The 18,578-nt window shown below is 68.2% G+C and carries 22 protein-coding genes and 1 pseudogene; 13 read left to right on the top strand and 10 right to left on the bottom strand.

Annotation, left to right across the window (positions count from 1 at the left end):
• Positions 1-14: 14 nt before the first annotated feature.
• The 4 genes from RTK35_RS27325 to RTK35_RS27310 all read left to right on the top strand — a co-directional run bounded on the left by RTK35_RS27325 (position 15) and on the right by RTK35_RS27310 (position 2,954).
• Complete coding sequence (locus tag RTK35_RS27325) at positions 15-923, top strand: LysR substrate-binding domain-containing protein (protein ID WP_316909440.1); 909 nt, start codon at positions 15-17, stop codon at positions 921-923.
• Between the two features lie 82 nt (positions 924-1,005).
• Positions 1,006-2,193 (top strand): MFS transporter, encoded by a 1,188-nt coding sequence (locus RTK35_RS27320; RefSeq protein ID WP_236214420.1) that lies wholly within the window; start codon positions 1,006-1,008, stop codon positions 2,191-2,193.
• Between the two features lie 18 nt (positions 2,194-2,211).
• Positions 2,212-2,559 (top strand): MmcQ/YjbR family DNA-binding protein, encoded by a 348-nt coding sequence (locus RTK35_RS27315; protein WP_172433134.1) that lies wholly within the window; start codon positions 2,212-2,214, stop codon positions 2,557-2,559.
• Between the two features lie 86 nt (positions 2,560-2,645).
• Positions 2,646-2,954, top strand: coding sequence for a DUF2834 domain-containing protein (locus tag RTK35_RS27310; protein ID WP_282887996.1), 309 nt, complete (start codon positions 2,646-2,648; stop codon positions 2,952-2,954).
• Here RTK35_RS27310 and RTK35_RS27305 read toward each other — a convergent pair.
• Entirely contained in the window at positions 2,945-3,910 is a 966-nt protein-coding gene (locus RTK35_RS27305; RefSeq protein WP_316909439.1) for an alpha/beta hydrolase, read from the bottom strand. The two genes, RTK35_RS27310 and RTK35_RS27305, sit on opposite strands and share 10 nt — an antisense overlap.
• Positions 3,911-3,999: 89 nt before the next feature.
• Positions 4,000-4,830 (bottom strand): undecaprenyl-diphosphate phosphatase, encoded by an 831-nt coding sequence (locus RTK35_RS27300; protein WP_316909438.1) that lies wholly within the window; start codon positions 4,828-4,830, stop codon positions 4,000-4,002.
• Positions 4,831-4,959: 129 nt separating this feature from the next.
• Here RTK35_RS27300 and RTK35_RS30710 point away from each other — a divergent pair.
• The 4 genes and pseudogenes from RTK35_RS30710 to RTK35_RS27285 form a co-directional block, all read left to right on the top strand.
• A pseudogene (locus RTK35_RS30710) lies at positions 4,960-5,838 on the top strand (cache domain-containing protein); the annotation flags it as partial.
• Positions 5,839-5,961: 123 nt separating this feature from the next.
• A complete protein-coding gene (locus tag RTK35_RS30705; protein ID WP_373874400.1) occupies positions 5,962-6,696 on the top strand; it encodes a methyl-accepting chemotaxis protein in 735 nt (244 codons plus the stop codon).
• 82 nt (positions 6,697-6,778) lie between these two features.
• Positions 6,779-7,342 carry a nicotinamide riboside transporter PnuC gene (pnuC, locus tag RTK35_RS27290; protein ID WP_044408981.1) on the top strand — a complete coding sequence of 188 codons (564 nt, stop codon included), beginning with the start codon at positions 6,779-6,781 and terminating at the stop codon, positions 7,340-7,342.
• The gene (locus RTK35_RS27285; RefSeq protein WP_316909437.1) at positions 7,339-7,863 is read left to right on the top strand and encodes an AAA family ATPase; all 525 of its coding nucleotides are present in this window, start codon (positions 7,339-7,341) and stop codon (positions 7,861-7,863) included. The genes pnuC and RTK35_RS27285 overlap by 4 nt, the downstream gene beginning before the upstream one ends.
• On the opposite strand, the gene RTK35_RS27280 is transcribed toward RTK35_RS27285, so the two are convergent.
• The 5 genes from RTK35_RS27280 to RTK35_RS27260 all read right to left on the bottom strand — a co-directional run bounded on the left by RTK35_RS27280 (position 7,843) and on the right by RTK35_RS27260 (position 10,991).
• Positions 7,843-8,319 carry a DUF3429 domain-containing protein gene (locus RTK35_RS27280; protein ID WP_222901550.1) on the bottom strand — a complete coding sequence of 159 codons (477 nt, stop codon included), beginning with the start codon at positions 8,317-8,319 and terminating at the stop codon, positions 7,843-7,845. The genes RTK35_RS27285 and RTK35_RS27280 overlap by 21 nt on opposite strands.
• Positions 8,320-8,384: 65 nt before the next feature.
• Entirely contained in the window at positions 8,385-9,704 is a 1,320-nt protein-coding gene (locus RTK35_RS27275; RefSeq protein WP_282888000.1) for a sensor histidine kinase, read from the bottom strand.
• Entirely contained in the window at positions 9,701-10,369 is a 669-nt protein-coding gene (locus RTK35_RS27270; protein WP_044408967.1) for a response regulator transcription factor, read from the bottom strand. The genes RTK35_RS27275 and RTK35_RS27270 overlap by 4 nt, the downstream gene beginning before the upstream one ends.
• Complete coding sequence (locus RTK35_RS27265; RefSeq protein WP_044408964.1) at positions 10,369-10,683, bottom strand: PepSY domain-containing protein; 315 nt, start codon at positions 10,681-10,683, stop codon at positions 10,369-10,371. The genes RTK35_RS27270 and RTK35_RS27265 overlap by 1 nt, the downstream gene beginning before the upstream one ends.
• Complete coding sequence (locus RTK35_RS27260) at positions 10,683-10,991, bottom strand: PepSY domain-containing protein (protein WP_279863270.1); 309 nt, start codon at positions 10,989-10,991, stop codon at positions 10,683-10,685. The genes RTK35_RS27265 and RTK35_RS27260 overlap by 1 nt, the downstream gene beginning before the upstream one ends.
• A gap of 201 nt (positions 10,992-11,192) precedes the next feature.
• Here RTK35_RS27260 and RTK35_RS27255 point away from each other — a divergent pair, with 201 nt between their 5' ends.
• Genes RTK35_RS27255 through RTK35_RS27245 form a run of 3 tightly spaced genes read left to right on the top strand, consistent with a single transcriptional unit; the run spans position 11,193 to position 13,441 of the window.
• Complete coding sequence (locus tag RTK35_RS27255; RefSeq protein WP_160481150.1) at positions 11,193-12,272, top strand: patatin-like phospholipase family protein; 1,080 nt, start codon at positions 11,193-11,195, stop codon at positions 12,270-12,272.
• Between the two features lie 25 nt (positions 12,273-12,297).
• The gene (locus RTK35_RS27250) at positions 12,298-13,224 is read left to right on the top strand and encodes a hypothetical protein (protein ID WP_236214411.1); all 927 of its coding nucleotides are present in this window, start codon (positions 12,298-12,300) and stop codon (positions 13,222-13,224) included.
• Positions 13,184-13,441 (top strand): DUF5329 domain-containing protein, encoded by a 258-nt coding sequence (locus RTK35_RS27245; protein WP_268194663.1) that lies wholly within the window; start codon positions 13,184-13,186, stop codon positions 13,439-13,441. Before RTK35_RS27250 ends, RTK35_RS27245 begins: the two co-directional genes overlap by 41 nt.
• Positions 13,442-13,451: 10 nt before the next feature.
• Here the strand turns inward: RTK35_RS27245 and RTK35_RS27240 are convergent, their stop codons facing one another.
• The 3 genes from RTK35_RS27240 to hmpA are packed head-to-tail and all read right to left on the bottom strand — an operon-like array spanning position 13,452 to position 16,104.
• Entirely contained in the window at positions 13,452-14,642 is a 1,191-nt protein-coding gene (locus RTK35_RS27240) for an NnrS family protein (protein ID WP_316909436.1), read from the bottom strand.
• On the bottom strand, positions 14,629-14,874 hold the full coding sequence (locus RTK35_RS27235) for a transmembrane sensor/regulator PpyR (protein WP_316909435.1): 246 nt from the start codon (positions 14,872-14,874) through the stop codon (positions 14,629-14,631). The genes RTK35_RS27240 and RTK35_RS27235 overlap by 14 nt, the downstream gene beginning before the upstream one ends.
• A gap of 48 nt (positions 14,875-14,922) precedes the next feature.
• Entirely contained in the window at positions 14,923-16,104 is a 1,182-nt protein-coding gene (gene hmpA, locus RTK35_RS27230; RefSeq protein ID WP_316909434.1) for an NO-inducible flavohemoprotein, read from the bottom strand.
• A gap of 148 nt (positions 16,105-16,252) precedes the next feature.
• Between hmpA and norR the strand changes: the two genes are divergently transcribed.
• A complete protein-coding gene (norR, locus tag RTK35_RS27225) occupies positions 16,253-17,809 on the top strand; it encodes a nitric oxide reductase transcriptional regulator NorR (RefSeq protein ID WP_316909433.1) in 1,557 nt (518 codons plus the stop codon).
• 88 nt (positions 17,810-17,897) lie between these two features.
• Positions 17,898-18,254: a 6-carboxytetrahydropterin synthase QueD gene (queD, locus tag RTK35_RS27220; protein ID WP_044408942.1), complete on the top strand. Its 357-nt coding sequence runs from the start codon at positions 17,898-17,900 to the stop codon at positions 18,252-18,254.
• The last annotated feature ends 324 nt before the right edge of the window (positions 18,255-18,578 follow it).

Genomic DNA, 18,578 nt, shown 5'->3' with positions numbered 1-18,578 from the left:
AGCGGTAGCGCAGCATGCAGGACCTCAACGACCTCTTCTATTTCGCCAAGGTGGTGGAGCACGGCGGCTTCGCCGCGGCCGGGCGCCTGCTGGGCATTCCCAAGTCCCGCCTGTCGCGGCGCATCGCCGAGCTGGAGACCCGACTCGGTGCACGCCTGCTGCAGCGCACCACCCGCAAGCTGGCCCTGACCGACGTGGGCGAGCGCTTCCTGCGGCATTGCCAGGCGATGCTGCTGGAGGCAGAACAGGCCGAGGAAGCGGTGGCCAGCCTGACCAGCGAACCGCGCGGGCGCATTCGCGTCACCTGCCCCACCGAAGTCGCCCGCACCCGGCTGCGCGGCGTGTTCAGCGACTTCCTCGAACGCTACCCGCTGGTGCAACTGGAGGTGGCGCTGGTGAACCACCGGGTCGACCTGCTGGCGGAGGGGGTGGACGTGGCCCTGCGGGTACGCGACCAGGAGGACGAGGAGCCCTCGCTGATCTGCCGCCGCCTGGCGCCCGCCCGCGCCTACCTGGTGGCGGCCCCGGCCCTGCTCCAGGCAGGCGCCCCTCAAACCCCGGACGACCTGGCCCGGTTGCCGGTACTCGGCGCGCTGGAGCGGGACCGCAAGCTGCACTACTTGCTGCGCGACGTCCAGGGCAACCGCCGCGACATCGTGCTCGAGCCCCGGCTGGCCATCGAGGATTTCGAGGTGCGCAAGCAGGCGGCCCTGCGTGGCCTGGGCATCACCATGCTGCCGGCGATGCATTGCAACCGGGAGCTGGAAGACGGCCGCCTGGTACGGGTACTGCCGGACTGGGAGCTGCCGGGTGGCCACCTGCAGGTGGTCTACACCCACCGGCGCGGCCTGCTGCCAGCGGTGCGGGCGTGGATCGACCACCTCGTCGACGCCTGCCGCGGCGAGGCGCTGGAGCCCCTCTGAGCAATCGTTAGCTGGCTTTCCTTTGGCCCGCCGGCTGGAGGATGATGGGCGCCTCCCGCACCGAGCCGAACCAGGTCCATCCATGCGCAGCGTCGAGCAGTCTGCCTCCATCACCCTGCAGATCGTCTCCATCGTCTTCTTCACCTTCATCAGCTTCCTCTGCATCGGCCTGCCGCTGGCGGTCCTGCCCGGCTACGTGCACAACGACCTGGGTTACGGCTCGGTGCTGGCCGGCGTGGTGATCAGCACCCAGTACGCCGCCACCCTGCTCTCGCGCCCCTTCTCCGGCGCGGTGGCCGACCGCCGCGGTGCCAAGCACGCGGTGCTGCTGGGCCTGGCGGGCTGCGCGCTGAGCGGCCTGCTGACGCTGGCCTCCACCTCCCTGCAGGGCCTGCCGAGCCTGAGCCTGGGCCTGCTGCTGGCCGGCCGCGTGGCGCTGGGGGTGTCCCAGGGGCTGGTGGGCACCGGCTCGATCAGTTGGGGCATCGGCCGGGTCGGTGCGGAAAACACCGCGCGGGTGATCTCCTGGAACGGCATCGCCTCCTACGGCGCGGTGGCCATCGGCGCGCCCCTGGGGGTGCTGCTGGTGGGCGGCCTGGGGCTGTGGAGCATGGGCGCGCTGATCGCCCTGCTGGGCGCAGGAGCGCTGCTGGTGGCGCGGGGCAAGGCGCCGGCGCCCATCGTCGCCGGCGTGCGCCTGCCGTTTCGCAACGTGTTCCTGCGCATCGCCCCCAACGGCGTGGCGCTGGCCCTGGGCTCCATCGGCTTCGGCACCCTGGCCACCTTCGTCACGCTGTACTACGCCAGCCGTGGCTGGAGCGGCGCGGCCTGGTGCCTGACGGCCTTCGGCTGCGCCTTCATCGGCGCGCGCCTGCTGTTCGCCGGCACCATCAACCGGCTCGGCGGCTACCGGGTGGCCATCGCCTGCCTGGGCATCGAGAGCCTGGGCCTGCTCCTGCTGTGGCTGGCACCGCAGCCCTGGCTGACCCTGTGCGGCGCCGCGCTGACCGGCTTCGGCCTGTCGCTGGTGTACCCGGCCCTCGGCGTGGAGGCCATCTCGCGCATTCCCGCCTCCAGCCGCAGCTCGGCGCTGGGGGCCTACGCGGTGTTCTTCGACCTGGCCCTGGGCCTGGCCGGCCCGTTGATGGGCCTGGTGGCCAACGCCCAGGGCTTTGCCGCGATCTTCCTGGTAGCCGCCGGGCTGGCCCTGGCCGGCATGCTGCTGGGTCTCGTGCTGTTGCGCAGCGATGCGCGCCAGCGCCCTCTATAGACCTGCAAGGAGCTGTCCATGACCGCTGACGAGATCGCCGCGTTCTGCCTGCAATTGCCCGGCGCCCGGGAAGACCTCAAGTGGGGCTCGAACCGGGTGTTCTCGGTGGCCGGGAACAAGATGTTCGCCATCGTCGACTTCCTCGGCGAGGACCTGGCCTTCAAGGTCGACCCCGACCTGTTCCTCGGCTACGTCGACCGCCCCGGCATCCGCCCGGCGCCCTACCTGGCCCGAGCCTTCTGGGTCAGCGTGGCGATGCCGCCAGCCCTCGGCGACGCCGAGCTGAAGGCCCTGCTGACCCGCTCCCACCAACTGGTAGTGGCGCGCCTGCCGAAGTACAAGCGGGTGGGGTTGCTGCTGGACTGAACCGCCTGGGGCGACCCGATGCCTCATTGCCGGCGCGGGGGCACTGCGGCAGATTCGGCGTCCATACCCATAACAAGGACGTTGCCATGCCTGCCCGCCCCCTCGCCCTCGCCGCTCTCCTCGCCTTTGGTGGCTACACCCTCTATGTGATGGCCATCAGCGAACAGTCGCTGCTGGCCTTCGGCGCTCAATTGATGAGCCGGCCGGACACCGCCCAGGTGGTGATCGACCTGTACCTGGCCTGCATCCTGATCGCGGTCTGGATGTACCAGGACAACCGCCGCCAGGGCCGGAGCCTGGCCTACCTGCTGCCCTTCTACCTGCTGACGGCGGTTTTCGCCTCCATCGGCCCGCTGCTTTACCTGGCGCTGCGCCGCCCAGCCCCTCAGCGGTAGTGCCGGGCCAGGAAATTCAGCAGGCGCTCATTCACCGCCTCGGGCTGCTCGCTCTGCAGCCAATGCCCGCAGGCCTCGATCCGATGGGCCTCCAGGGCTGGCACCACCTCCGGCATCTGCTTCAGCGTGTGGGCTTCCAGCAGGCCCACCGGGTCGTGGTCACCGATGAGGAACAGCGCCGGTTGCAGCACCCGCTGCCCTTGCAAGGGCTCGGTCAGCGCCCAGTTGCGCTCGAAGTTGCGGTACCAGTTGAGCGCACCGCGAAAGCCGTGGCGCTCGAAGGCCTTGCAGTAGCCGGCGAAGGCTTCCGGCTCGCACCACACCGGCGGCTGGCCGGGGTCTTCGAGGCCATCGAAGAGCCGCGAGCCGGCGGGGCGCTCCTGGAGGAAATGCCCCAGCGGCACGGCAGCGGAACAGTGGTGCAGCATCATGCGCAGGGTGCGGGGGATGTCGGCGTCCAGCTCCTGCTCGGCCAGGCCGACCTGCTGGAAGTAGAGGATGTAGTTGAAGCGATCGGCGAAGTGGCGGCGCATCGCCTCGGTGGCCGGCTGCCGGGGCCGGCCACCAAAGGGCACGGCCATGCCCACCACCGCCTGGACGCGCTGGGGTTCCAGCAGTGCGAGGTGCCAAGCCACGGGGGCACCCCAGTCGTGCCCGACGACGCAAACGCGGGCCTGGCCGAGGGCGTCCATGGCGGCGCGGATGTCGGCGCAGAGAGTCAGCAGGTCGTAGGCGGCCGGGTCGGCTGGGGCGCTGCTGGCGCCATAGCCGCGCATGTCGGGCACCAGCACGCGGTAGCCGGCACGGGCCAGGGGTTCGATCTGGTGGCGCCAGGCCAGCCAGCACTCGGGAAAGCCGTGCAGCAGCCAGACCGGCGGACCATCCTCCGGCCCGGCCAGGTGCAGGGCGAGCTGGATGCCGTTGACGGCCAGCAGGCTGTGTTCGAGCGGGAGCATAGTGGGCCTCCGGGCAATGGCGGGGGCCCACTATGACAAAGGCGCGCCTGTGGCGCGCCTTCATCGATGCGGCGAATACCTCGGCCTCGTCAGGCCTGGACGGTGCTCCAGTCCACCACGCCGAAGACCCAGGTGGCGAGGATCAACAGGCCGAAGCCGATGCGGTACCAGGCAAACACGGCATAGCTGTGGCTGGCGATGAACTTCAGCAGCGCTCGCACCGCGAGCATGGCGAAGATAAACGACACCACGAAGCCCAGGGCGAATACGGGCAGGTCGGCGGACTGGAACAGGTGGCGGTACTTGTAGCCCGAGTAGACGGCCGCGCCGACCATGGTGGGCATGGCGAGGAAGAAGGAGAACTCGGTGGCGGCCTTGCGCGAGAGGCCGAAGACCAACCCGCCGATGATGGTGGCGCCGGAACGGGAGGTGCCGGGCACCAGTGCCAGGCACTGGGCACAGCCGACCTTGAGCGCGTGCTTCCAGGTCATCTCGTCCACCGTGTCGACCTCGATGCTGTGCTGGCGGCGTTCGGCCCAGAGCATGATCACGCCGCCGATCACCAGGGCGGTGGCAACGGTGATGGGGTTGAACAGGTAGTGGTGGATCAGGTCGGCGAAGGCCACCCCCAGCACCACGGCGGGGAGGAAGGCCACCAGCAGGTTGAGGGTGAAGCGCTGGGCGCTGCGCTGGCGCGGCAGGCCGACTACGATGTCGAGGACCTTGCGCCGGTATTCCCAGACCACCGCGAGGATGGCACCGAGCTGGATGATGATGTTGAAGGCTTCGAAGCGCTCGCCGCCGAAGCCGATCAGATCCGCGACGATGATCTGGTGACCGGTGCTGGAGATCGGCAGGAACTCCGTCAGGCCCTCGACGATGCCCAGCAACAAGGCCTGGAAGGCGGTCCACAAATCCATCGAATCTCCCCAGGGCACACGCGGTCGTGGCCCGACTAAATTAAGTGCGTTGGTGTGTCTGCCGGCACGGCTGACGGGCGGCTCTATGACCGACCTTGGTCGACTGGGTTCCCGGGCGTCCTGCGGTGCATGCTCAGGTTTCGGGCGAAAGGGCCGAAATGCTATCAGACAACATCTGTAGCGCGCCTCTGTCGCCTTAGGGAAAAACAACAATATCGCGGGAGTATTTCATTCATGAATCTGCGCAGCCTGCCCATCAGCCAGCGACTCTGGCTGATCCTCGTCGTCGCCGTGTCGATGCTGCTGATCCTCGGGGTGCTGATGCTCCGCCAGATCCATGAAGATCTGCTCGCCGGCAAGGAGCTGAAGACGCAGCACGTGGTGCAGACCGCCATGGGCACCCTGCAGTACTTCCAGGGCCTGGAGGCGGCGGGCACGCTGACCCGCGAGGCGGCGCAGAAGCAGGCGATGGAGACCATCCGCGGCATGCGCTACGACAAGGCCGACTACTTCTGGATCAACGACCTGGGCCCGCGCATGGTCATGCACCCGACCAACCCGAAGCTGGAGGGCCAGGACCTCTCCGGCTACAAGGACCCGGACGGCAAGCCGCTGTTCAACCTGATGGTGGAGGTGGCCAAGACCAAGGGCGCGGGCTTCGTACACTACCGCTGGCCCAAGCCGGGTGCCTCCGACCCGGTGCCGAAGGTGTCCTACGTGCAGCTGTTCCAGCCCTGGGGCTGGGTGCTCGGCTCGGGCATCTACATCGACGACATGGAGGGCGAGTTCCGCAACCAGGCGCTCGAAGCCTCGGCCATCGGCCTGGTCATCGCCCTGCTGATGGCCGCCCTGGTCACGCTCATAGCCCGCAGCATCACCCGCCCGTTGAAGGACGTGGTGGGTGCCATGGCCGACATCGCCAGCGGCGAGGGGGACCTCACCAGCCAGCTGGACACCCACGGCCGGGATGAAGTGACCGCGCTGGCCAGCCACTTCAACGCCTTCACCGGCAAGCTGCGCGGGGTGATCCGCCAGTCCCTGGAGGCCGCCGGTGCGCTGGACCAGTCGGCCAGCGCCCTGGGCGGGATCGCCCAGGACGGCCACGCCCACAGCGAGCAGCAGTCCCAGCGTATGGAACTGGTGGCCACCGCCATCAACCAGGTCACCTACGGCGTGCAGGACGTGGCCAAGAACGCCGAACACGCCGCCGAGGAGGTGCGCACCGCCGAGGACCAGGCGCGCCTGGCCCAGACCAGCATCGATGCCAGCATCCAGCAGATCAGCGACCTGGCGAGCACCATCGGCCAGGCGGTGGAGGTGATCCGTTCGCTGGCGGCGGAAAGTTCGCAGATCGGCAGCGTGCTGGAGGTGATCCGCTCCATCGCCGAGCAGACCAACCTGCTGGCGCTCAACGCAGCCATCGAGGCCGCCCGTGCCGGGGAGCAGGGCCGTGGCTTCGCCGTGGTGGCCGACGAGGTGCGCCTGCTGGCCCAGCGGACGCAGAAATCCACGGCGGAGATCCAGACCATGATCGAGCGCCTGCAGGCCAACTCCGAGGCAGCGGTGAAGGTCATCGACGAGAGCAGCCGGGCCACCCAGGCCACGGTGGAACGCGCCAGCCAGGCCGGCGAGAGCCTGGGGCAGATCGGCCAGTCGCTGCGCAACCTCACGGGCCTCAATGCCTCCATCGCCAGTGCCACCCTGGAGCAGTCCCACGTGGTGGAGGACGTCAACCAGAACGTCACCCAGGCCGCCAGCCTGGCCCACGACACGGCCATGGCCGCCGAGCAGACCCGCAGCGCCAGCCACCAGTTGAACGAGCTGGCCGAACGCCTCGGCCACCTGCTGCGCCAGTTCCGCATCTGAGCCCTCCCCTGCCCCACCTGCCGCTGCTGGCGCGGCAGGTGGGAGCCGCTACAATCGCCCCTCCATCGAACGAGGGTCGCCTGTGTCACCGCTTGAACTCTTCGCCGCCGCGCTCGGCGTGCTGGCCGTCTGGCTCACCGCCCGGCAGAACATCTGGTGCTGGCCCATCGGCCTGGTGATGGTGCTGATCTACGTCTGGATCTTCTTCGAGGTGAAGCTCTATTCCGACATGCTGCTGCAGGGCATCTACGCCGTGCTGCAAGGCTACGGCTGGTGGCAATGGACCCGGGGCGGCGCCCGCCATGACGGCCGCGAGGTCAGCCGCCTGGCACCGGCGCAGCTGGCGACCGGCCTGGGCCTGGGGGCCGCCGGCAGCCTGGCGCTGGGCTACGTGATGGCCACCCACACCGATGCCGCCGCCCCCTGGCTGGACGCGGCGCTGACTGGGTTCAGCCTGGTGGCCCAGGTGTGGATGGCGCAGAAGCGCCTGGAGTGCTGGGCGCTGTGGATCGTGGTGGATGTGATCTTCGTCGGGCTGTTCACCTACAAGGGGCTCTACCTCACCGCCGCGCTCTATGCGCTGTTCACCCTGCTGGCGGTGCATGGCTGGCGGCAGTGGCGCCAACCCCTGGCGGCCTCGGCATGAAGGTGCTGGTACTGGCCGGCCCCGAGTCCAGCGGCAAGAGCTGGCTGGCCGGCGAGATCGCCGTGCGCTTCGGCGGCCGGGTGGTGGGCGAGTACGTGCGCGAGTTCATCGACGAGCAGCAGCGCGACACCTGCTACGCCGACATTCCCCTGATCGCCCGGGGGCAGTTGCAGCGCGAGGACGCGGCACGGGCCGAGCGCTCGGCGCTGCTGGTGCTGGATACCCACCTGCTGAGCAACATCCTCTGGAGCCGCACGCTGTTTGGCGACTGCCCGGCCTGGCTGGAGACGGCCCTGGACGAGCGCCGCTACGACCTGCACCTGCTGCTGAGCCCGGAAGGCGTGCCCTGGGTGGGCGATGGGCAGCGCTGCCAGCCGGCACTGGCCGAACGCCTGGCATTCTTCCACGCCAGCGAGACGTGGCTGAAGGCCCGGGGGCAGCGCTACGTGGTGCTTGAGGGGGATTGGGCCGAGCGCCGCGAGGCGGCGCTGGCTACGGTATCAGCCTGGCTGGCCGAGTAGCAGGCCGCCCCAGGCCACCAGCAGGCTGGTGACCACGCCGATGGTCAGCGGGCGGCGCAGGGCCGGGTACCAATCCGGTGCCAGGCCCAGGCGCACGGCACGCAGGTCGGCCAGGTAAAGGCCGATGAAAGCCGGAATGAACACGGCCACCGCCAGGCCGGCGGGCAGCCCGGCGGAGATGGCGACCCAGCCGAACAATGCGGGAATCACCGAGAAGCCCAGCTGCAAGCGCGCGCGGGTGTCCTCCTGGCCGGCGCGCATGGCCAGCCCCCAGTGAATGGCCCCCATGAACGCGAGGATGACGGCGGCGTAGTCGAGCAACGCCGCCAGCACCAGGGGGCGCCAGCCGATCGGGGTCAGCCAGATGCCGAGTGCGCCCGTGACGAAGGGCACCAGCCCGGCAAAACCGAGCAGCCGGGCCAGTTGCGGCGGATGGGGAGCATCGAATGCATGCATGGGGCGGGTCCTTGTTGGGTTGCCTACAGACTAGACAGGCCTGATACCAACCGCACTGCGTGCCGTCAACGGCGAGGCGCAGGCAGGTCGATACGCACCCGCAGGCCGCCGAGGGGGCTGCTGTCCAGGGCGAGGCGGCCGCCCCAGGCGTCGACGATGTCCCGCACGATGCCCAGGCCGAGTCCATGCCCGGCCACCTGTTCGTCGAGGCGGGTGCCGCGCTCGAGCACGGCCTGGCGCTGGTCCTCGGCGATGCCGGGGCCGTCGTCGTCGACGCACAGCCGGTAGCCGTCGCCCTCTCGGGCAATGCCCAGCAGGACCTGGGTCTCGGCCCACTTGCAGGCGTTGTCCAGCAGGTTGCCCAGCAGTTCCAGCAGGTCTTCCCGGTCCCAGGGCAGGCGCAGGCCGGGCTCGACGCTCCAGTCGAGGTCGAGTGCGCTGTCGTGGATCATGGCCAGGGTATTGAACAGGGTCGGCAGCTCCGCGTCGCAATCGAAGTGCGCGCCGGGCAGCACTTCGCCGGCCAACCGGGCACGCCCCAGTTCACGGGCGAGGCGTTGCTGGATCTGCTCCAGCTGTTCGGTGAGGGTGGCGCGCAGCTCGGGATGCTCGCGCAGCTCCTCCCGGTCCTGCAGGTTGACCAGCACGGCAAGCGGGGTCTTCAGGGCGTGGCCAAGGTTGCCCAGGGCATTGCGCGAGCGGCGCAGGGTGTCTTCAGTGTGGGCCAGCAGGTGGTTGACCTGGCCCACCAGCGGCTCCAGCTCCTGGGGCACCTGGGCGTCCAGGTCGCTGCGCTGGCCCTGCTGCAACTGGGCGATCTGCTGCCGCACCCGCTCCAGGGGCTGCAGGGCGCGACGGACGGTGTAGCGCTGCAGCCCGAGGATCAGCAGCAGCGCGGCCAGGCCGAGGGCGACGCCGGTCCATTGCACGCGACGGAAGTCTTCCAGCACGGGGGTGTAGTCCTGGGCGACGACGATGACCACCTGGCGGCCAAAGCGCCGGTAGTCGCCCCGGTAGGTGAGCAGGCGCTGCTCGCGGGGGCCGGGTAGCAGGTCGGCAGCCAGGCCGGCGCGCTCGGGCAGTTGCAGCTCGCTGTCCCAGAGCGAGCGGGAGCGCCAGGGGCGGTCGTCGATGCGGATCACGAAGTAACGCCCGGAGAAGGGCTGCTGGTGGGCGGGGTTGAGCTTCTGCTCGTCCAGCTGGATGCCATTGGGACCGCGCACCAGGGCGGCGAGCAGGCCTTCCGCTTCGCTGCGCAGGTTGTTCTCCAGGTAACGCCGCAGGCCATCGTCGAACAGCCACAGGCTGAGCTGGGCCAGGGGCAGGCCAACCACCAGCAGCAGGGCGACCAGGCCGAGGGAAAGCTGGCGCTGGATGGACCTCACCCGGTGACCCCGGTGAAGCGGTAGCCCTGGCCGCGGCGGGTCTCGATGACGCTGCGGCCGAGCTTGCGGCGCAGGTGGTTGACGTGGACTTCGATGACGTTGGAGTCGCGCTCGGTCTCGCCGTCGTAGAGGTGCTCCGCCAGGTGGCTCTTGGAGAGCAGCTGCCCGGGGTGGAGCATGAAGTAGCGCAGCAGGCGGAACTCGGCGGCGGTCAGGGTCACCTCTTCGCCGTCACGCAGCACGCACTGGCGGGCTTCGTCCAGTTGCAGGCCGGCGGCCTCCAGGTGCGGCTGGTTGGCCAGGCCCTTGGCGCGGCGCAGCAGAGACTGGATGCGCAGGGCCAGTTCCTCGGGGTGGAACGGCTTGGTCAGGTAGTCATCGGCACCGGCCTTGAGGCCTTCGATGCGCTCAGCCCAGGAGTCCCGCGCGGTGAGCACCAGCACGGGGGTGGCGAGGCCATTGGCGCGCCACTCCTGCAGCACTTCGAGGCCGGGGCGGCCCGGCAGGCCGAGGTCCAGCACGATCAGGTCGTAGGGTTCGCTGGCGCCCTGGTAGGCGGCGTCGCGGCCGTCGGCCAGCCAGTCCACGGCATAGCCCTGGCGGGTCAGGCCAGCCAGGAGTTCATCGGCCAGGGGGACATGGTCCTCCACCAACAACAGGCGCATCAGTCGTCTTCCTCGTCCTTCAGGATGCGACCGTCGCGGGCATCCAGTTCCAGCTCGCGGACCACGCCATCGGTGGTCAGCAGTTCCACTTCGTACACGTAGATATCGTCCTCTTCCTCCAGCTCCGCTTCCAGCAGGCGCGCCCCGGGGTAGAGCCCCAGGGCGCGGTCGAGGAGTTGTTCGAGGGGCATGATCACCCCTCGCTCGCGGAGCTTGAGGGCTTCGTCCTGGTCCAGGTCGCGGGCCATGGCCTGCAGGGTGCAGGTGGCCAGGACCAGGGCGACGATGCCGCTGTAGCGAATGATCAGGCGCATCAGTCGTCCTGGTGGTTCTTCAGAACCTGGCCGTTGGTGGCGTCCAGCTCCAGGTCCCACTGCACGCCCTTGGCGTCACGCAGTTCCACCTGGTAGACGTAGCGGCCGTACTCTTCTTCCAGTTCGGTCTCGTTGATGGTGCCACCGGGGTGCTGAGCCAGGGCGGCGGCGTTGAGCTTCTCGAAGGACTGGATGGTGCCGGCGTCACGCAGCTTGAGCGCTTCGTCCGGCCCCAGGTCGCGGGCCAGGGCGAGGCTGGAGGTGGTGGCGAGAACGGCAGTGGCGAACAGGGCGGTAAGGGTTTTCATCGTGGCTTCTCCTTGTGGGGGGCGCTGTCTTGAGATGGGTCCACTGTAGCCAGTCGCCATTAATTCAAGCTGAATTCGCCAGGCTCCCCGCTGCCGGGGCGGCATCGTGCTACAGGCGGAGGCATCATTCACGCGCTGAAAGCACTTGGTCCGCAGGCGCGGGCCACTATAATCGCTGCCTCGCTTTTTTCGGAGGCCCCCATGAGCGCCATTCACATCAAGTCGCCCGCCCTTACCCTGCGCGCCGGCAAGCGGGCCCTGGCCCGTATCCGCGAGCGTGGCCTGCAACCGGCGGATGTGAAGATCCTCCCGGGCGCGGCGGGCGGGCCGAAGGCGCTGGGCATCCAGGGCCTGGACCTGGCGCTGTTCGGCGAATGGCTGCCCCGAGCGCCCCAGGAGCGCTCGCTGATCGGCGCCTCGATCGGCTCCTGGCGCTTCGCCAGTGCCTGCCTGCCGGACGCCGCGGAAGGCCTCCGTCGCCTCGGCGAGCTGTACACCTCGCAGCGCTTCCCCAAGGGCGTGAGCATGGCGGACGTGAGCCGCCGCTGCACGGCGATGCTGGACCAGTTGCTCGACGGCCAGGACCAGCAGGTGCTGAGCAACCCGCATTACCGCCTGAACGTGGTGGTAGTGAAGAGCCACGGCCTGCTCGCCCACGACCGTCGAGGTGCACTGGGCCTGGGGTTGTCTTCGGTGATCGGCGCCAACCTGCTGGGCCGCCCGCGCCTGGCGCGTCACTTCGAGCGGGTGATCCTGCATGACAGCCGCCTGGCACCGCCGCTGGCGCCGCTGAACGACTTCCCCTCGCGCTGCCTGCCCCTGGACGGTGCCAACCTGCGCCATGCACTGCTGGCCTCCGGCTCCATCCCCATGGTGATGGAGGGGGTGCGCGACATCCCCGGCGTCGGCCCCGGCACCTACCGCGACGGCGGCCTGCTGGACTACCACCTGGACCTGCCCTACCAGGGCGACGGGGTGGTGCTCTACCCGCACTTCACCGACAAGGTCATCCCCGGCTGGTTCGACAAGGGCCTGCCCTGGCGCCGTGGCGATGCCGAGCGCCTGCAGGACGTGCTGCTGCTGGCACCGTCGAAGGACTACCTGGCCACCCTGCCCCACGGCAAGCTGCCGGACCGCAAGGACTTCACCCGCTACCTGGGCGACGACGACGGCCGCGAGCGCTATTGGCGCAAGGCCATGGCGGAAAGCCAGCGGCTGGGCGACGAGTTCCTCGAACTGGCCGACAGCGGCCGCCTCGCCGAGCGCCTGCTGCCCCTCTGACCCCATCTGTTCCAAGGAAGGATTCATGAAACTCGCCGTCGCCATCCTGCATGGCATTGGCAGCCAGCCCGACCAGCGCGATGCCGAGGGCCAGTACAGCTATGCCCAGGGTCTTATCGGCGGGTTGCGCCGGGAGCTGGGTATGGAGGCCGATGCCATCGCCTTCCAGAGCCTGTACTGGGCCAGCGTGCTGGACCGCCGCGAGCGGGCCTACCTCGACCGTCTGGAGCACGAACCGGTGACCTGGCGCTGGCTGCGCGAGGCGGTGACGCTGTTCCTCGGTGATGCCAGCGGCTACCGCAAGGTGAGCCAGGCCTACGACACCACCTATGAAGAAGTGCACCAGTGCCTGCGCAACGGCCTCACCGCCCTGCGGGCCAAGGTGGCACCGACCACGCCACTGGTGGTGCTGGCCCACTCGCTGGGCGGGCACATCTTCTCCAACTTCGTCTGGGACCAGCAGAAGCTGAACACCACGCCCAGTTGCCCGCGCGATCCCTTTCTCGCGCTGGAAACCCTGGCGGGCCTGGTGACCTTCGGCTGCAACATCCCGCTCTTCACCTTCGCCTACGACCCGGTGCGGCCGATCCGCTTTCCCGGCCATTGCCTGCCGGCGGGCCTTGAGCACGCTGCGCGCTGGCTGAACGTGTATGCGCCGGCCGATCCGCTGGGCTATCCGCTGCGACCGCTGCAGAACTATGCCGAAGTCGTGACGGAGGACGTCGCCCTGCCGGTCGGCCCCTGGTACAAACGCCACACCCCTTTGAGCCACATGGAGTATTGGAACGATGCGCGCTTCCACCGTTACCTGGCGGGCCATCTGCGCCAGCTGCTTGCTGCTTGCGACCACCCCGAGCCAGGCCCAGCTGGACGCGCGGAGCCAGCAGGAGATCAACGCCCTGCTGGGGTTCGTGGAGAGCAGTGGCTGCCTGTTCATCCGCAACGGCAGTGAATACCCCGCCGCCGAAGCACGGCAGCACCTGCAGAAGAAGCTGGACTACCTGGAAAACAAGGGCCTGGTGGACAACGCCGAGGACTTCATCGCCCGGGCCGCCACGGAAAGCAGCATGAGCGGCAAGCCCTACAAGGTGAACTGCGCCGGTCAGGAGCAACTCTCCGCGGACTGGCTGAAACAGGAACTGGCCCGCCTGCGCGCCGCCCGCCCCTGACCCTCTGCCTTCAGCCTGGCTGGCCATCCACCCGGGCCCGCCAGAACATCGGCCCGTAGTGCCCGAGGAACAGGGCGAAGGCCAGGATCCAGCAGGCTCCGGCCAGCAGCAGGCTGGCCAGTGGCCAAATCCCGATGCCGAAGACCCGCAGCACCGCCCCCAGGTTGAGCAGGCCGAAGGCCCAGCCCATCGCCGCTGGTGCCACCAGCGCGCGCCCGGTGTGCCCCAGGCTGACCCTCGCCAGCATCCCCAGGATCAACCCACCCATGGCCCCCACCGCCAGGGCGTGGAGGGCCGGACTGCTGCCCGCCAGCCAGCCCAGGTGCCAGGCCGCCAGGCCGAACGGCGCCACCACCAGCCAGGCGAATGCCAGGTGCAGTGACCAGAGCAGTGGCACCCGCCAGATGCCCCGGTGATACCAGCGCACCAGGCGCAGCAGGTGCCCCGCCCCGAGCACGGCGAACGGCAGCGCCAGGAACGGAACAGACCGGTTGGCGGCGCCCATGAGCGTCGACAGCGCCACTGCCAGCGACAGCCCCAGGGTGCCCCACTCCAACCAGGGCCAGGCCTTGACCTGGCTGGGCAGGCCAAGTCCGCGCTGGGTGAAGAACGGGATCACCCGCCCGCCGATCAAGCCCATCAGCGCGGCCACCAGCCAGAGCGCACCCTGCACACCCTGGCGCTGCCAGGCGTCGTTGCCCGCGAGCATGCCCAGCACCACGAGCCCATCGGCCACTGCCAACAGCAGAAGCATCAGCACCACCGGGTAGTTGTTGCGCTGTCGCACCCGCCACAGGCGACGACCGATCACCCAGGCCAGCAAGGGCAGGAAGACCAGTTGCAGGGGCGCCGCCATCACCAGGGGCACACCGGCCAGCCAGGCCAGGCGCGCCAGCAGCCACACCACGAACAGGCCGACCAGGGGGCGGCCGGCAAGGCCCGGCTGGCCGGTCCAGTTCTGCACGGCGGTGAGCAGGAAGCCGGCAATGATTGCCACGGCGAAGCCGAAAGGCATCTCGTGACGGTGCCAGGCGAGCCAGCCTCCGGTGGGCTGCCAACCCTGAAGCAGCCCGCTCAGCACGCCCAGCCAAGCCGCTACCGCGAGCAACGCAAAGGCACTGCCCGCCAGGAAGAAGGGGCGGAACCCCAGGCGCCAGAGCGGTGCAATGGCCAGTTCGCGGCGACGGTCACGCAGTTGCATGGCAGGCCTCCCGATGCAGCCGCTGCAGGGCGGTAAGGCGGATGACATAGCCGACCTTGATCAGCGTGGGCCCCAGGATGACCAGTCCATGGGCCAGCACCTGGGCGGGCAGCACGAGGTAACGATCCAGCCCATAGGCGCCAACGACGCCAACCAGCAGCAGCGCGAGGCCGGCAGCCAGCAGGCGGTGGGCCAGGCTCAGCAAGGGGCAACGGCAAGGGACAGGGCGCATGGCGAACTCCTCCAGGAAAGGCCCGGCACCGGGGTGCCGGGCGGCGGTTCAGGCATCCAGTTCGGCAGCCGGGCCGAAGAACTCGTAGTGGCACTGTGCAGCCGGCACGCCCAACGCGGCGAGGTGTTTCTTGACCATGGCCATGAAGGGCTTGGGACCGAGGAAGTACGCCTCGACATCACGGGAGGCGGGCAGCCACTGGGCGAGTTGGTCGCGGCTCAGCAGGCCGATGGCATCGGCCCGGTCACCGGCGTTCGGTTCGCTGAGGCAGGTGTGGAGTCGCAGGTTGGGCGTGCGCGCGGTCATCTCTTCCAGCCAGGGGCGGAAAGCCTGCACGGATGCATTGCGGGCGCAGTGGATGAAGTGGATCGGTCGACCGCTTCCGTTGGCGGCTTCGAGCATGGCCAGGGCGGGGGTGATACCGACGCCGGCGCTGATCAGCACCAGGGGCTTGCGGCCGGGGCGCAGGATGAAGTCGCCGGCGGGGGCGAACAATTCAAGGGCGTCGCCCTCCCCGACCCGGTCATGCAGGTGGTTGGAAACCTTGCCGTTCGGCTCACGCTTGACGCTGATGCGGTAGTCGCGGCCATTGGGTGCGGCGGACAGGGAATAGTTGCGGCGCACCTCCTGCCCATCGATGTCCAGCCGCAGGCCGATGAACTGCCCGGGGATGAACGCCTGGACGGGGCCGCCATCGGCGGGAGCCAAGTAGAACGAGGTGATCTCTTCGCTCTCCACCACTTTCTGCCGGACCACGAAGCGACGACCACCCCGCCACCCGCCTTCGGATTCGGCGTTGGCGGCGTACACCTCTTCCTCGGCAGCGATCAGTAGGCTGGAAAGCTGCTGGTAGGCGTCGGCCCAGGCGGCGATCACCTCGTCGGTGGCAATCTCATCGCCCAGCACTTCGCGGATCGCCCGCAGCAGGCAGGCGCCGACGATGGGGTAGTGTTCGGGCAGGATCTGCAGGGCAACGTGCTTGGCGACGATGCGCCCGACCATCGGCCCCAGGGCGTCAAGGCGATCAAGGTGGCGGGCATACATGAGGATGCCGTTGGCCAGGGCGCGAGCCTGGTCGCCACTGGCCTGGTGGGCCTGGTTGAAGAGCGGGCGAACCTCGGGATACTCGGTCAGCATGATGCGATAGAAGTGGGTGGTCAGCGCTTCGCCGCCGGTTTCCAGCAGCGGGATGGTGGAAGTGACGATTGCACGGGCTTGGCTGGACAGCATGGGGGTTTCCCTTGTGGTGTGATGGTTCACCTTGGCTATTCCAGTTTTCGTGCCAGAAAATTTTCCCTTTATATTCAGTGAGTTGTATTTATTCAGGTTAATTTGACTACACTTGGCTCCATGTCTTAACGACACACATGGAGTCATTATGACTGCGCCCTCCTTGCTGCAGACCTTGCTTCCCCTGGTCAGCGACCTCTCCCGCGACCTGCCCGAACGCGAGCGCTATCGTCGTTTGCTGGAAGCCCTCCGCGGGTTGCTACCGTGCGATGCCACGGCACTTCTTCGCCTGGAGGATGAGCACCTGGTGCCATTGGCAGTGGATGGACTGAGCCTCGACACCCTGGGCAGGCGCTTCCGCGTGGCCGATCACCCCCGTCTCGCGGCCTTGCTGGAACAGCGATCCCCTACGCACTTTCCTGCGGACTGTGACCTGCCCGATCCCTACGACGGGTTGGTGGAGGGCCATCACGCGCACCTGGAGGTGCATGACTGCCTGGGGTGCCCGCTCTACCTCGATGAGCGCCCATGGGGTTTGCTGACGCTGGATGCCCTGGACCCGTCGCGCTTTTCGCAGCAGGACCTGCAGACACTGGAACAGTTCGCCAGCCTGGCTTCCGCCACGGTGAAGGCTGCGGAGCGCATGCATGACCTGGAGCGTCGCGCCCAGGACGAACGGCAACGGGCGGATGCATACCGCCAGGCCGCCGGCGAGCCGGCTCCTCGTGAACTGATCGGCCAGAGTGCTGCGCACAAGGCGCTGCTGGCGGAGATCGCAACGGTGGCGGACAGCGAGCTGACGGTGCTGGTGACCGGGGAAACGGGGGTTGGCAAGGAGTTGGTGGCCCAGGCGATCCATACCCGCTCGCCCCGGCACGGGATGCCGATGGTCAGCCTGAACTGCGCGGCGCTCCCGGACACGCTGGTGGAGAGCGAGCTGTTCGGTCACGTACGTGGGGCGTTCTCGGGCGCGGTGAATGATCGTCGAGGCAAGTTCGAGCTGGCCGACGGGGGAACGCTGTTCCTCGATGAAGTGGGCGAGCTGCCCATGGCCGTCCAGGCGAAGCTCCTGCGGGTGCTGCAGAGCGGGCAACTGCAGCGCGTCGGTTCGGATCGGGAGCACCGGGTGGATGTACGGGTCATCGCAGCCACCAACCGGGACTTGGCCGAGGAGGTCAGGCAAGGCCGTTTTCGCGCCGATCTGTACCACCGGCTGAGCGTGTATCCGCTGCTGGTTCCGTCATTGCGGGAGCGTGGGCGGGATGTGCTGCTGCTGGCGGGCTTCTTCCTCGAACGCAACCGGGCCCAGCTAGGGCTACGCAGCCTGCGCCTGGCAGCAGACGCACAGGCCGCCCTCCTCCGCTATGACTGGCCAGGGAACGTGCGGGAGTTAGAGCATCTGATCGGTAGGGCGGGACTCAAGGCGCTGGCTGCTGTGCGCCCCCACCGACCACGTATCCTGACGATCGACGCCTCTGACCTGGCGCTGCCCACGCTTCAGGAGGGCGTGACTGCGACATCCGGTGCAATCGAAGCAGGTGCTGGCGAGGTCCGTGACCTGAGGGAAGCGGTCGATGATTACCAGCGACGCCTGATCGAGGCCGGGCTGGAGCATCATCAGGGCAACTGGGCAGCGGCGGCACGCGATCTGGGACTGGATCGCGCCAACCTTCTACGCCTGGCGAAGCGCCTGGGCCTTCGCTGAAGCCAGGCTAGCGCCAGACGGCACGAAAACACTCAGCGCACCTGATACACTCGCGCCCCCGAAATCCCTTTCAGCCAGGGCGCAGCAGTTGGAAATCTTCAAGGAATTCATCTTCGAGGCAGCCCACCGCCTCCCCCACGTACCGGCCGGACACAAGTGCGGCCGCCTTCATGGCCATTCGTTCCGAGTCGCCCTGTATATCGAAGGGGACGTTGACCCCCATACCGGCTGGATTCGGGACTTCTCGGAGATCAAGGCACTGTTCAGGCCCATCTACGAGCAACTGGACCACAACTACCTGAACGACATCCCCGGCCTGGAAAACCCCACCAGTGAAGTGCTGGCCAAGTGGATCTGGCAACAGGTCAAGCCGCTGATCCCGGAACTGAGCCGAGTACGCATACACGAGACGTGCACAAGCGGGTGTGAATACCGAGGGGATTAACTCTCCACCCCAGCGAAAGCCGCCAATAGGCGGCTTTTTTGTGTCTGCGCAGTGGCGAGCGCCAAGAAGTGAGCGGTCGGCGGATGGGAGCGGAAGACCGACACGCAGCTTTGACGGGGTACCCTTTCACAGGGACGAACAAGACTCAGCGGAAAGCTTGCAGACTCGAATGACCGAGTTGGATTTTTCTTCCGCGCAAAGTCAAACCCCCGATCACCTTTCGATGATCGGGGGTTTGGTATAGGTGCTTGACGATGACCTACTCTCACATGGGGAAACCCCACACTACCATCGGCGATGCATCGTTTCACTACTGAGTTCGGG

The organism is Pseudomonas sp. zfem003 (assembly GCF_032621675.1).
Classification (GTDB): Bacteria; Pseudomonadota; Gammaproteobacteria; order Pseudomonadales; family Pseudomonadaceae; genus Metapseudomonas; species Metapseudomonas otitidis.
This window is presented reverse-complemented; position numbering and strand designations above follow the sequence as displayed.

Excerpts from the sequence above, each read along its gene's own strand:
- RTK35_RS27325 (WP_316909440.1), top strand. The coding sequence starts at position 15 with ATGCAGGACCTCAACGACCTCTTCTATTTCGCCAAGGTGGTGGAGCAC.
- RTK35_RS27320 (WP_236214420.1), top strand. The coding sequence starts at position 1,006 with ATGCGCAGCGTCGAGCAGTCTGCCTCCATCACCCTGCAGATCGTCTCC.
- RTK35_RS27315 (WP_172433134.1), top strand. The coding sequence starts at position 2,212 with ATGACCGCTGACGAGATCGCCGCGTTCTGCCTGCAATTGCCCGGCGCC.
- RTK35_RS27310 (WP_282887996.1), top strand. The coding sequence starts at position 2,646 with ATGCCTGCCCGCCCCCTCGCCCTCGCCGCTCTCCTCGCCTTTGGTGGC.
- RTK35_RS27305 (WP_316909439.1), bottom strand. The coding sequence starts at position 3,910 with ATGCTCCCGCTCGAACACAGCCTGCTGGCCGTCAACGGCATCCAGCTC.
- RTK35_RS27300 (WP_316909438.1), bottom strand. The coding sequence starts at position 4,830 with ATGGATTTGTGGACCGCCTTCCAGGCCTTGTTGCTGGGCATCGTCGAG.
- RTK35_RS30705 (WP_373874400.1), top strand. The coding sequence starts at position 5,962 with ATGGAACTGGTGGCCACCGCCATCAACCAGGTCACCTACGGCGTGCAG.
- RTK35_RS27285 (WP_316909437.1), top strand. The coding sequence starts at position 7,339 with ATGAAGGTGCTGGTACTGGCCGGCCCCGAGTCCAGCGGCAAGAGCTGG.
- RTK35_RS27280 (WP_222901550.1), bottom strand. The coding sequence starts at position 8,319 with ATGCATGCATTCGATGCTCCCCATCCGCCGCAACTGGCCCGGCTGCTC.
- RTK35_RS27270 (WP_044408967.1), bottom strand. The coding sequence starts at position 10,369 with ATGCGCCTGTTGTTGGTGGAGGACCATGTCCCCCTGGCCGATGAACTC.
- RTK35_RS27265 (WP_044408964.1), bottom strand. The coding sequence starts at position 10,683 with ATGCGCCTGATCATTCGCTACAGCGGCATCGTCGCCCTGGTCCTGGCC.
- RTK35_RS27260 (WP_279863270.1), bottom strand. The coding sequence starts at position 10,991 with ATGAAAACCCTTACCGCCCTGTTCGCCACTGCCGTTCTCGCCACCACC.
- RTK35_RS27255 (WP_160481150.1), top strand. The coding sequence starts at position 11,193 with ATGAGCGCCATTCACATCAAGTCGCCCGCCCTTACCCTGCGCGCCGGC.
- RTK35_RS27250 (WP_236214411.1), top strand. The coding sequence starts at position 12,298 with ATGAAACTCGCCGTCGCCATCCTGCATGGCATTGGCAGCCAGCCCGAC.
- RTK35_RS27240 (WP_316909436.1), bottom strand. The coding sequence starts at position 14,642 with ATGCAACTGCGTGACCGTCGCCGCGAACTGGCCATTGCACCGCTCTGG.
- RTK35_RS27235 (WP_316909435.1), bottom strand. The coding sequence starts at position 14,874 with ATGCGCCCTGTCCCTTGCCGTTGCCCCTTGCTGAGCCTGGCCCACCGC.
- hmpA (WP_316909434.1), bottom strand. The coding sequence starts at position 16,104 with ATGCTGTCCAGCCAAGCCCGTGCAATCGTCACTTCCACCATCCCGCTG.
- norR (WP_316909433.1), top strand. The coding sequence starts at position 16,253 with ATGACTGCGCCCTCCTTGCTGCAGACCTTGCTTCCCCTGGTCAGCGAC.